We start from the raw sequence: 12,500 nt of genomic DNA, 5'->3' as shown, positions 1-12,500 counted from the left end.
AATTAAAAAACAAATACCAGATAACAAAAGAGGCCTATAGGGCCTCAGGAAAAGTGTTTGTACTCGGAAATGACACGATGGAATAATATAGGAATGCGTTCTTTTACCGTTTTTAATTTAAGCGGCATTTCTGACTTATTATTTAAATTGCAGTGGAGCAATAGCTTTGAAAGCTTAAATATTAATTTGTGAAATAATCGGTCGACTACTGAATTTTTCATCGGTCCGTAATTATAATGTCTAATATAGTCTGAACACTGTGGGCTTTTAGTGTTATTCCATTTTTCGTTTAATAGCTCAAGTCCATCACAATTTTTCGCAAAGTGAATGACATGACCATTTTCTCCCCACCCTACTGACTCAATATCGACAACAGGCTCAGTGATAGCGTTGATAATACTATCGAGCCACAACAACGCTTCGGGGCAGGCCTTCATTAACATCACCCCTGAGTTTAGCCTGCCGCTATAACCATTTGCCATAAACAAAAACTTATCAGGCTTAATAACACTCGATAGGTTGGGGCAAGAGTCTTGAATGTAAGCGTCGGCATCGACAAACAATACATAATCATAGCCAGCCGACAGCGCTGAGCGTAATAGATACAGCTTTAACCAGCAGCACTCCGCACCAAGATTTGTCACCCAAGGCTTTGCCACCACAGTGTAGTCGTACCCCATGCGCTCAGCGTAACGCCGCTGGCTTGCAAGATGGCGGCGGTATCGAATTTGATAACCATTCAAGGCTATGCTGAATATTAGTATGTTGTCGTTTGTCATAGATCACCTCCAAGGTGATATAAAGGTATGCAAATACCACTCCAGCTGCCAATAACAAACCTTTCGAACAAAACAAAACACAGTAACAAACTGATTTAAAATACTTTTATTATTTCTGACTTCAAACAAACTCAATAACTAGAGTCGCAATATAGAAAGCTAATTGACACTCTTCATGACTTTCTAATCTTTTTCACCATTGTGCAAACCACACTGCGCTGCAAAATGCGAAAAATTCAAATTACAAGTACACCAAAAGGCGTAAAGCATTAATAAGTATAAGCTTTTTATTTTGGCATGATAACTGCGTTGTGAGTCGTATCTCCATTCATGCCCACGGAGGCAATTATGAAAAATAGGTCTTTATTACCGCAGTCGTTGTTTGTTGCAAGCACACTATGTGTGAGCACAGCATCTCTTTCAGTAGAGCAGCAAGGTGGTAACTACGTATGGCAATTCAACTCTGGCCAATCTTGGCCACTAGGCTATAACCAAAACACCGGAAAGCCTGATCAACTTACCTACAACCGCGGGGAATACACGCCAGAATTTTTTCAGCGGATCGCCAATGCACTCCCTGAAAGTCGAGTAAACGAGGCTTTTATCACTGGCGACCAAGGTTCAACAATCCACCTATCTGAGGATGCAGAAGTATTTATCACATTCATTCACGAAGGCGCTGGTTACAAAAACTCATTCGGCTACTTTACGTTTGACCCAGAGAATCCACCACAGTCACCGGAAGAAGTGCAAGAAACCATCGTCTTTCCCAACCTCAGCTATCCACATTTAACCAATGGACACCGGGTAAGTATTGGTGAGTTTCCTGCCGGTACTAGTATTGGCTTTTTTATCGCTGCTAATGGCTTTTGGTATTACACTGGAGTTAAACCATTCAGGGTTCCCTACTACTACTCCTTATCTAACTTAAATCCAGAAGCTGATGAGTCTCTCAAGCAGCACTGTGTCTTACTCTATGACGAGGAGCAGGATGAAGTCGTAATAGGCTTTGAAGACTTACCAAGAACATGGGGTGACAACGACTTTAACGACGCTCTGTTCAGTGTGAAAAGCTCTCCCGCTAGTGCTATTGCTGCCACAAATCTAAACCCCATGCCGGAGTCGAACGACAGCGATGCAGATGGCGTGCCTGATGACCAAGATGAATTTCCAAACGATTATGATCGTGTATCCAGCCAGTATTTCCCATCAGAATCGGGTATAGCAACCTTCGCTTTTGAAGATAATTGGCCGAATCGTGGCGACCATGACCTCAATGATTTAGTGGTCAAACAGCAAATTCGGATCACCTATGACGCAGATAACCAAGTAAGTGGCTTTATTTTAAATGGTTTTATAACAGCCAGAGGTGCGGCTAACAATAACGGGTTCGGGTTGAGGTTGATGGACTCTGAACCAGGTTTAATTGGAGAAGCAAGTATCCAAATAGATGGGCAAACTTATGAAAAACGCGCAGAAGAATATCAATCAAATGCAGTTATTACACTTTGGCGCAATACTCATGTGTTTACGACAACTGGACAATCAGGCAGTTGCTCCCACTTTAACACGGTCATGAGCTGTGACAACTTCAGCCCAGTACCATTTACACTAGATGTAAAGTTCGACTACAGCATTTCCGCTTTGGCTTTGGCAGACTTCGACTTTTTCTTATATCGCAGTTGGGATCGCTCGTGGGAAGTACATATGGCTGATTATCCACCAACTGACTTATTTGACGATAGTCGACTTGGTAGAAAAGATGATACCTCAGATGCTGCCAGTGGTCGCTACTTTAGAACAGCTGAAAACCTATCTTGGGGATTAATGATCAGTGAAGACTGGAATTACCCAAGAGAATATATTGATGTTGTTTGGGCTTATCCAGACTATGAGCAGTGGGTCGAGAGCAATGGTGAACAGGCACAAGATTGGTATCTCACCAACGAAAGAACAACACATACGTATAGTGAACAGTAATCGGAGGCTGTGATGAAAATACATAACCAACAGACAAAATTATTTATGCTCGTAAGCTTGGCACTACTTGGATGCAGTGACGGCGATACAAACAACGAAACTGAGATGAAAACAGCATCTCAACCTGTTTCTCAAATTAAAACCAACCAGTATGAGCCGGATCCTATGCTGCTAAGTTCGACTGCTGCCACATCCAAGCAACTTCATGTCAAACCTAAGTTTGCCTTCAAAACTAGTAGCGCTGTGACGTTGGACTTAAGTGGCAATGACGTTTTTGGTGCTTCTTTAGCGACTAAAACAGTGAAAGTGTATGCGTTAAAAAACCGCGTAAGTCAGTACGATGAGCAAGCATTAGTAGAAAAGGCGCTACTTGCAACCACCCGATTTAACTCGGCAGGACAGCTCGGCCTTAACCTTGACATTCCTTCTCACTATAAGACCCTGTTGATCAGTGTTGATGGTATGTTGGAGAACAATCACTTGCTAGTGCCAGTAGAAAAGCAATCAACGATTAGCCATCAGTTTTACTGATAAACGACGGAGGTTAAGAATGAGGTAACGCATTGTGTTAAAGCTCTCATCAACTTATTGCTCAGTAGTGGCGCTTTGGGGATAACTTGATGAAGTTATACATCACTAGTTGACCGAAGAGCATAGTGTTAACGTGATTTGGCACAGAAGACGGTCACCAGAACCGCGTTAATTCTGCAAAACTCTGGCCAATAAGCCCTCGCCCCGATGACAGCTGCGCTTCTGGATTAGAAGTGCAGCTTTTTCGGTTTAGATAAACAATAATCAAATATGTTTAATTAAACAGCACTTCTTTTTGATTAGATAGCCGTTGAACTGCTATAAATAAGTTACAGGAAAGCCAAAGTAGTGAGAGATTAATGGAGCCAATACACAATATTACGCTACTATTTGTAGATGATGAGCCGCTTATACTTCGCTCCCTGATCAGGGCGTTAAGAGACGAGCCATACGAAGTTCTTACTGCAAACAGTGGTGAGGAAGGGCTTGCACTACTTGAGGAACGTCCAATTGATGTCGTTATCTCCGATAAAATGATGCCCAATATGTCGGGGATAGAGTTCCTTGGCAAAGTAGCTGAGCGATACCCCGATACCTTACGAATTATGCTTACTGCATTTACGGATTTAGACGGGCTGATCCATGCCATTAACCAAGGAAAAGTCTGGGGCTACCTGCAAAAGCCATTCGAAGTTGATAGCATTAAATTAACGATAGAACAGGCGTTACAGACTAAGATGCTGATTGCCGAGCGCAATATGCTGCGCTCTAGCCTCGCACGCTACAAAAGCGAATACCGCGCAGGGTTTCATCGCTTTATTGGTGATTCTATCGCCATGCAAACCGTATATAGAGCAATAGAAAAAGCAGGACCAAGTAGAGCAAATGTATTCATCACGGGACCAAGCGGTACGGGTAAAGAACTTGCAGCAGAGGCCATTCACCACTCAAGTGAACGCAGTAATGAGCCTTTTATATGCTTGAACTGCGCCGCGATCCCTAAAGATCTTATGGAATCTGAAATATTTGGCCATATCAAAGGCGCCTTCTCTGGTGCAATTGCCAATCGTGATGGCGCAGCTTCCGAGGCCGATGGTGGTACTCTGTTTCTTGATGAATTAGGAGAAATGGATATTGCTTTACAGGCTAAAATTTTACGTTTTGTGCAAACTGGTTCGTTTCAAAAAGTGGGCAGTGCAAAAACTGAAAAAGTCGATGTGCGCTTTGTTTGTGCTACCAACAGAGATCCCTATCAAGCTATTGCAGATAATCACCTAAGGGAAGATTTATATTATCGACTCAATGTTATTTCTATCGATTTACCGCCACTGCATGATAGGGGGCGGGATGTCTTACTACTGGCACAACACTTTTTACAACGATTTAGCGAATTAGAGAATAAAATTTTTGTTGGGTTCTCTGACCGTGCAGAGCAACTCATATTACAGTTTGACTGGCCAGGAAACGTGCGCCAACTAGAAAACTTTGTGCATAGCATTGTTGTGATGTCAGACGGGCCATTAATAGATTATGATGTTGTTCAAGCGCACCTTCCTGGTGATACCCCAACCCCCTTGGTTACTAAAACCGAACTGAACCCAAAGGCTGCTGACATTCCACCGATAGGACAAGATTCCACTAGCATTCAAAAAGAGAGTAAAAACGTAGCACCCTTAGCGGAAGTTGAACGTGTTGCCATTGAACAAGCATTGCTTTTATGTGATGACAATGTCGTAAAAGCAGCGAGCCTATTAGAAGTTAGCCCCTCTACCTTATATAGAAAGATACAACAATGGTCAGAGGCGACTTCATAGCATTAATTTAGTACACGTAAAATGAATTGCACTTTGCAAAAGATAAAATTCGCAAAGTGCGATTTTCCTCTCCAAATTTGCTTCACCGTCCTGAAAAAAAATAAAAACCAATAAAAATCAATAGAATAAGCAAAATTACTATCTAACCTCTATTTGGCATGCTTCTTGGAAATGTATACCCATAGTTTCTAGAGGCCGCCTGCTATGAGTAATCCAAAAAGCACATCAAGTATTCTTGTATCCAACACCTCATATTTGGTTGGTGCTGAAATCGTTGCAAAAGGTTCTCGACTTTTTAGCATCATGGCCATGGCGGTGTATTTCACCCCCACAGAGTATGGTGCAGTGATGCTTGCTCTCACCATCCATGAAGTACTTAGATTACTTCTTCGCTCTGGCGCTGGCGTGCAAATAATTCGCGCCTCGGATGAATCGCTCCCATTATTTTTAGGAAATGGTTTGTTGATACAATGGCTGCTTTGTACGTCGCTGTGTCTCATTCAAATTGCCATAGGATGGAGTGCACAATGGGCTTTTCCAGAGCATGATATATTCGCTTTAGTTGCTTTAATGGCACTCACATATCTTGCCTTTCCCGCAGTAAGTACCCGCGTTTTTCTTCTTCAACGTAGCAACAGAATGGGCTTATTTAGCCTAATAAGTAGCGCGTGCATTATTGTTGAAAATGTCACTATTGCTGTTGCTCTCTATTTTGATGCGCACATGATGGCTGTAGTCATAGCCAAGTGGTGTTTCGCCCTTCTGTGGCTCGCGTGTTTTTCGTTCGTACCTTGCCTTTCACACAAACTGAGTTATCACAAAGACACCTTTCGTTTATTACTTAAGTCCTCATCGCAACTCGCCATCAGCGAAATCTTGCGGTCTTTAAGAATAAACATGGATACCTTTATCGCAGCACGGTTATTAACGCCGGAGTTATTTGGGATCTACAGTTTTGCAAAAAGCGCAGGAATTGGGCTGGCGATGTCGATTAGTCAAGCCTACACCAGCGCGCTATATCCGTTTATATGCCGCCGTGCACTGCAAAACAACAGCGACCACAATAGTCAAAAGCTTATTTTTATAACAACGTTTGCAGTATCAAGCATATTTATGATTCAAGCCCTAGCAGTGCCAGTATACGTGCCAATTTTATTTTCGTCACAATGGCAAAGCAGTTTTGATACCACATCGTTACTGTGTCTTGTGGCGGTAAGCTCAGTATGGGTCGACACCTACACCACAGTGCTAAGAAGCGAAGCACAGTACAAGCGAGATTGCCACTTTTGCGTGTTTGCATTAGTCGTATCGCTACTTAGCGTCGCAATTGTCATGCCCAGTTCACCCGTTCAACTTGCTGTTACCTTATTAGGCGGCAGCATAGTTTGGCTTCTATTTCCTTTGGCTGATATCACATCAAGATATCTACAGCCTGATCCAGCTTAAAATCTTATCGGAGAGTACTATGAAAAGTTCAAAAAATAAGGTGTATCCAAAAGTAAGTGTCATTATCCCGATGTTCAACGTCGAAAAATATATTGATGAGTGTATCTGCTCGGTGCTGAATCAAACCTTTAAGAATTTTGAAGTTATTTGTGTCGATGATGGCTGTACAGACAACACATTGAACTATTTGACTGACTATAAAGACGCACGGATCAAAATTGTCCGCCAACCAAATAGAGGACTTTCCGGGGCTAGAAATACTGGGATCCGTGTTGCACGTGGTAAATATATTGCGTTTCTTGATGCTGATGACTTTTGGGATCCTAGAAAGCTTGAAAAGCATGTATATCACTTAGATCGTGATTATGAGTTAGGGGTTAGCTACTGCCCTTCTTTATTTGTCGATGAGCAGAGCAAACCATTAGGTATTGGACAATTTCCATCACTTAAGCACATCAATGCTAAAACCATACTATGTAGAAATCCTATCGGCAATGGTTCTGCGCCTGTCATTAGAAAAGATGTACTTAGCCAGATCGCATTTAATGACGGAAAACGAAGCTGGCGCCAGTATTTCGATGAAAATTTAAAACAGTCAGAAGATATCGAGACATGGCTGCGCATAGCACTAAACACTCAATGGAAATTTGAAGGTATTGAAGAACCACTGACTTTTTATCGTGTAAACGCATCTGGTTTGTCTGCTAATTTAACAAATCAATTCAAAAGCTGGCAGTACGCTATAAATAAAAATAGTAAAAAACATGCTTGGTTTTTTGAGCAGTTTGGTTCTTTGGCTCAGGCCTATCAACTTAGATATCTCAGCCGCCGAGCATTGCAGTCACGGAATAAATTCCAAGCATTAAAACTTATTCATCAAGCGATTTGGACTAACTGGAGAATACTCACAGAAGAACCAACCAGAACTACATTAACCTGGTGTTGCTCACTGCTGTGCATTTTGCCCAATAAAGTCTATTCCACCATTGAGCGACTAACGATGCGCACCATCGGACTATTACAAAAACGCACTACCGCATAAGCCCTCGACCTTATGGCCAGCTCAGCTGGCCTTTTTCATTTTGCAATGCAAATCTCAAAATGCCGCATATAGTTACTAATATAGAAGTAAAAGTGGGCTTCTCAGCGCAGCAGCTTAGTTGCAACTCGTAAAGGCACACTACACATAACCTTTAGCAGCAAACTACTAATAAGTTATTGTTTTTATTTAATATAAAATGGTGAAGTAACAACATAATGGTAATACAACTGGGTTTTGATTGCATCAAGCCATTAACTTGGTCTAATTAATGCAACAACCAAAGTGAACGCATCCACAAGGAGCCCACTATGAAACATGTACATAAAGCCACATGGATAAAGATACTTACAGTTACCCTTGTGAGTGGGATATTACTGGGATGCGCTAACAACGCTGCATTAGTGGAGCTTGAAGATGACGATATGCAGTTTTATGGCTATCCAAACGCTACAGGTAAAGCAATCAAACACCAAGCCGTAAGTTCCGTGTTTGCCACTAATATTGATTGTGTTGATGCACAACAATTCGCCGCCCCCACTAATTTTCGTGTCGACAAACCATTACTCTTACCTGACTCAAAACAAATGCTACATGCCATCACCACTTCACTTTCATCAGAGTCTCTCCCCTTAAGCCCTGGAGACTTGATAGAACTGAGTATGGAGTATGGTGAGGGCTTTAACGGCCGTTATATTCTCGATACTACGGGTTCCATTTTCTTGCCGGTCGCAGGCGCAGTAAAAGCGTCGGGCTTAACTAGTCACCAGTTAGCACAAAAATTAGAGTTGACCCTAACGAAAGCAAAAATATTTAAAGCTTATACCATTGATGTCAGCGTTAAAGTGTTAAATTGGGCAGCGATAGAAGTACCTGTGTCCGGTGCTGTTTTTCAACCAGGAAGAGTGACTATTAACTCTGCTTTACCGGAGCAAGTAATGGAAGAGCGCATTGGTGCCTCTGGTGATTATTCTAACCAACGCTTGCTGTCTGAAGCTATCCGAGCTGCGGCTGGGATCCGTCCTGACGCAAAGCTTGATCAAGTGATACTAATCAGACAAGGCTGGCAGATTGAAGCTGACCTCAGCGGCATACTAACCGGTCAACCTGTTAAAGATTATGCGTTGATTGCTGGCGATCAAGTGATAGTGCCAAGTACTGGTTGCTTTCAACCGCACTTAGTTAGACCGTCACAAATAACACCAAAAGGATTCAGGGTGTTTATGTCAAATTTAATTGACTCAGCAATGAGCAACTCCAATGCAGCTATTGGACGTTTTTCTAGCAACCTACCCTATGGAACGCGTTTACTTCAAGCTGCTATCTCTGCAAACTGTGTTGGTGGCAAAGCCTACACTAATGCCCCTCGACGTGTGGCGTTGGTGAGCAATAACCCAATTACAGGTCAAACTCAAGTAATAGAGCGCTCTGTTGAACAGTTAATGAGAATGCCATATCGGGATTTAATTAACCCCTATGTCATGCCAAATGATGCCATTGCTTGCTACGACTCTGATGTTACTAACCTTAGAGACATCGCGGGTACACTACTTGACTTAATCGCGCCGTTTTCGGCTCTAAATTAAGGGGGACTTGTTATGAGTAACCACTTACAAACTACGACTCCATATAGTCGCTTTAGAGCATCAATCTATCGCACATTACGAAGACCATATCTGGTGACTTGTCTGATCAGCTATTGCGTGATCATGCTGCTGGTTTTGTTCTATTTACAACAGCCCCCAAAATACAGCAGTGATTTAGATATGGTTTTACCCGGTACAGGTGCAAATAGTAATGTATCGCTAGATGAAGTAGGTCAAGTCGTCTCATCCACCAGCGCTCCTTTTGGAAAGGGCTACAACCCTAGAGTCAATTACAAAGAAATGTTGATGAGCAGAAACTTACTTGAAAGCGCAGCAATGTCACTCAACATGGACCTGAAAAGTTTTGGTCGCCCAAAGGTTAGACTTACCGAACAAACCTCAATTCTAAATGTTGAGATAAGCGCCTCGTCAGCCAAGCTGGCAGAGCAAAAAGCATGGGCATTATTCGACGCGCTACAGGAGCAACTTAAATTTTTAAGAGCTGATGAAGTATCTCGCAGAGACGAGAGCATTAAAGCTGTGTTAGATCAATACCGAGAACGCCTTAACATTGCCAGAAATAATATTACAGACTTCCAACAGCGCTCCTTACTTGTATCCAAAGACCAGCTAACACAACATATTGCCACCCTTGCTAACCTCAAAGAACAAATTGTTATAACAAAAGCAGAGATTGGCCGCTCCGAATATTATGTCACGCAATTAAGCGTTGACCTTGGTGTTTCACCGTCAATGGCAGGACAGGCCTTCGCTTTGCAGTCCGATGGTGAGTTTAGAGCTTATTTATCTGAACTCACTGAGTCCTCATCACAGTTAAGTGAATACCGCTCTCGCTGGGATGAAGGACATCCGAAAGTAAAAGCAGAACGGGCCAGGTTTGAGCAATCAAAACAAGCCCTTCGAGCACGCTCAGAAGGTTTGATAGGTCCACATGCAGCACATGCTTTTCAAACAATGGATCTTGAGAGCAATCCAAACAGAGCGCAACTATTTGCTGATCTTATTAGCGCTTTTGCTGCCAAAAAAGGCATCGAAGCCAAGCGCTCTGAACTCGAAAATTCAGCACAATTATTGAGTGAGAAAATCAAAATATATGCACGTGAAGCCGCTGAATTAGATCGGCTAGAAAGAGAGTTTGACTTAGCTGAAGCCGTATTTACTTCAGCAGCAGCCCGCTTAGAGGCGAGCAAAGCGGACGTATTTGCATCATACCCGGTTATCCAATTAATGACACCGCCTTCACTTGCAATCAATTCGACAAGTCCGAAAAAAAGTATTGCGATAGCAGCAGCATTAGCTGCAATGATCTTCCTAACAATGGGTATGCTCATGGTGAACAAGCGCAGAGAGATAGTGTCAGCTATTTTGCAAAAACCAGAGTAGACGCAGCTAATCAGGACAATAAATCAAGGAGCTAACGATGTTAATGAAAGCCGCCTTGCCAGGGCAGGACAAGCGCTTCATCAGTACCGAAGAGATGCTGGTGTGGGCTGGGCTTGTTCTTACCTACCCGATGTTTTTATTGGGTATGCTATACGTGATGGGTTCAGTAATCGGGTGGATAATCGCATTTGTTATAATGCTGCGTATGTATGTCCAGACACATCGCAAATATACTCCCATTTCGTTCATGGTTTGGCTCTGGCTCATCGCTATGTTAGTCATGCTTGTAGCCTTACTAATGGCACATAGTGAATGGTCTCTCGGGCTGCCACAAACAATAAAATCGTCAATAGGGTGGATGAAAGGCTGGGCACTACTGGCAATTTTCCCATTGATTGCAAATCTTGCACAGATCCGTAAAGAAGTTGTTGTCCGTGGCGTTTGTATTATTGCGATTCATACTTTTATCTTTGCGCTAGTTTCTCTTGCTTTTTACATTGTCAGATTACCCGGAGATATATTTTTGTCTCCGTTAAAAGTGATAGGAGGCCCAGGCGAAAGTTTCTTTATGGTGAGTTTTTATGGTATCAACCCCGAAACAGGGGCTGGACGTTGGCGCTTTTTCACCCCATGGGCACCTGCTGCTGGCTTTATGGCATGTACGTATTTAGTATTCTGTTTACAAGAAAAAAACACACGAATACGCCGCTGGGCAATTGCAGGGTGCTGGGCTATGTTACTGTTGTCTCAATCAAGAGCCGGCATAGCTATTTTTATTATGCTTTTTCCACTTGTGATTTTTAGTGACAAACTAAAAGAGCCATGGCTCCTTATCTGCCTTGGAGTTATTGTGCCGACCATCTTACTCTTGGGAGAACCTATTTATAACGCCATCATGGACTCTTATGAAGCCATAAAGCAACAAAGACCAGGCTCTACCCGAGTCAGACAGGCGCTTGCCAATATTGCTATCCAACGCTGGCAGGCCGAAGCACCGATTTGGGGGCATGGCATTGTTGAAAGAGGGCCTAAGATGGTTGAGTTTATGCCGATAGGGTCGCATCATAGTTGGTACGGACTGCTATTTGTTAAAGGGTTAGTCGGTGCATTCGCACTGGCTATTCCGATGATTATATCAGCGCTTTATTTTTTATGGCACGCACAAACCTCAAAAACCTCGCAAATTGCGTTTTGCTTGCTCACTGTACTAATCTGCTACAGCTTTTTCGAAAATTTAGAAATTTTATCTTATCTATTCTGGCCTGCGTTATTATGGTTTGGCTTCGCATTTTCAGAACGCGATACGGGCTAACACTTAGCCACACAGTCAACGCTAAACTCATATTTGCGCAACCTGCGTGGCGCTATCCACTTGCTGTGAGTCCGACACCGCTATTTTCAATGCACAAATTCGAGGCATAAAAAAAACCTTGCTAAAAAGCAAGGGTTATAAAAAGTGGCACCAGTAGGCGGACTCTGAATTTGTATTAGCGCCACCCGCGTGGCGACCAAGTCCGACACCACTATTTTCAATACACAAATTCGAGGCATAAAAAAACCCTTGCTAAAAAGCAAGGGTTATAAAAAGTGGTACCAGTGGGCGGACTTGAACCGCCACGCCCGAAGGCAACGGATTTTGAATCCGTCATGTCTACCAATTCCATCACACTGGCATAATTTTTCTTTCATCTTCTAAAACAAGAGAAAATAAAGAAAAACCACTTTGAGCTTGGGCTTTTTTTATTTGCCTTCGTCTCTATGCTTTGCATTATACAAAGGCGATACAGAACGGCAAGTAATTTTTTTGCAATATCGCGTTAACTGCTTGTTATTTGCACACAAGATGCTAGATTTCAGCCAAACGTCAACTTTATTGCTGTAAAAATGATAAAGGTAACGTATTGCTAGGCCATTAGTTAAT

9 protein-coding genes and 1 tRNA gene are annotated in these 12,500 nt (G+C 42.6%); 8 read left to right on the top strand and 2 right to left on the bottom strand.

The genetic code is table 11. The features are described from left to right. Positions 1 to 44 precede the first annotated feature (44 nt). Entirely contained in the window at positions 45 to 779 is a 735-nt protein-coding gene (locus D9603_RS08020; RefSeq protein ID WP_128730900.1) for a hypothetical protein, read from the bottom strand. Positions 780 to 1,127: 348 nt separating this feature from the next. On the opposite strand from D9603_RS08020, the gene D9603_RS08015 reads away from it, so the two are divergent. The 8 genes from D9603_RS08015 (at position 1,128) to D9603_RS07980 (ending at position 11,891) form a co-directional block, all read left to right on the top strand. Next, on the top strand, positions 1,128 to 2,759 hold the full coding sequence (locus D9603_RS08015) for an LruC domain-containing protein (protein WP_128730899.1): 1,632 nt from the start codon (positions 1,128 to 1,130) through the stop codon (positions 2,757 to 2,759). Between the two features lie 12 nt (positions 2,760 to 2,771). Continuing rightward, positions 2,772 to 3,290, top strand: coding sequence for a hypothetical protein (locus tag D9603_RS08010; protein ID WP_128730898.1), 519 nt, complete (start codon positions 2,772 to 2,774; stop codon positions 3,288 to 3,290). A gap of 359 nt (positions 3,291 to 3,649) precedes the next feature. Beyond that, positions 3,650 to 5,104, top strand: a complete 1,455-nt coding sequence (locus tag D9603_RS08005; RefSeq protein ID WP_128730897.1) for a sigma-54 dependent transcriptional regulator — start codon at positions 3,650 to 3,652, stop codon at positions 5,102 to 5,104. Between the two features lie 204 nt (positions 5,105 to 5,308). Beyond that, a complete protein-coding gene (locus D9603_RS08000; protein ID WP_128730896.1) occupies positions 5,309 to 6,550 on the top strand; it encodes an oligosaccharide flippase family protein in 1,242 nt (413 codons plus the stop codon). 19 nt (positions 6,551 to 6,569) lie between these two features. Beyond that, positions 6,570 to 7,592 carry a glycosyltransferase family 2 protein gene (locus D9603_RS07995; protein ID WP_128730895.1) on the top strand — a complete coding sequence of 341 codons (1,023 nt, stop codon included), beginning with the start codon at positions 6,570 to 6,572 and terminating at the stop codon, positions 7,590 to 7,592. A gap of 308 nt (positions 7,593 to 7,900) precedes the next feature. Beyond that, complete coding sequence (locus D9603_RS07990; protein ID WP_128730894.1) at positions 7,901 to 9,175, top strand: polysaccharide biosynthesis/export family protein; 1,275 nt, start codon at positions 7,901 to 7,903, stop codon at positions 9,173 to 9,175. Positions 9,176 to 9,187: 12 nt separating this feature from the next. Continuing rightward, complete coding sequence (locus tag D9603_RS07985; protein ID WP_128730893.1) at positions 9,188 to 10,579, top strand: hypothetical protein; 1,392 nt, start codon at positions 9,188 to 9,190, stop codon at positions 10,577 to 10,579. Positions 10,580 to 10,616: 37 nt separating this feature from the next. Further along, positions 10,617 to 11,891: an O-antigen ligase family protein gene (locus tag D9603_RS07980; protein WP_125250652.1), complete on the top strand. Its 1,275-nt coding sequence runs from the start codon at positions 10,617 to 10,619 to the stop codon at positions 11,889 to 11,891. 276 nt (positions 11,892 to 12,167) lie between these two features. On the opposite strand, the gene D9603_RS07975 is transcribed toward D9603_RS07980, so the two are convergent. Further along, a tRNA-Leu gene (locus tag D9603_RS07975) sits at positions 12,168 to 12,252 on the bottom strand. Positions 12,253 to 12,500: the final 248 nt, after the last annotated feature.

The organism is Pseudoalteromonas sp. PS5 (assembly GCF_004103255.1).
Lineage (GTDB): Bacteria > Pseudomonadota > Gammaproteobacteria > Enterobacterales > Alteromonadaceae > Pseudoalteromonas > Pseudoalteromonas peptidolytica.
This window is presented reverse-complemented; position numbering and strand designations above follow the sequence as displayed.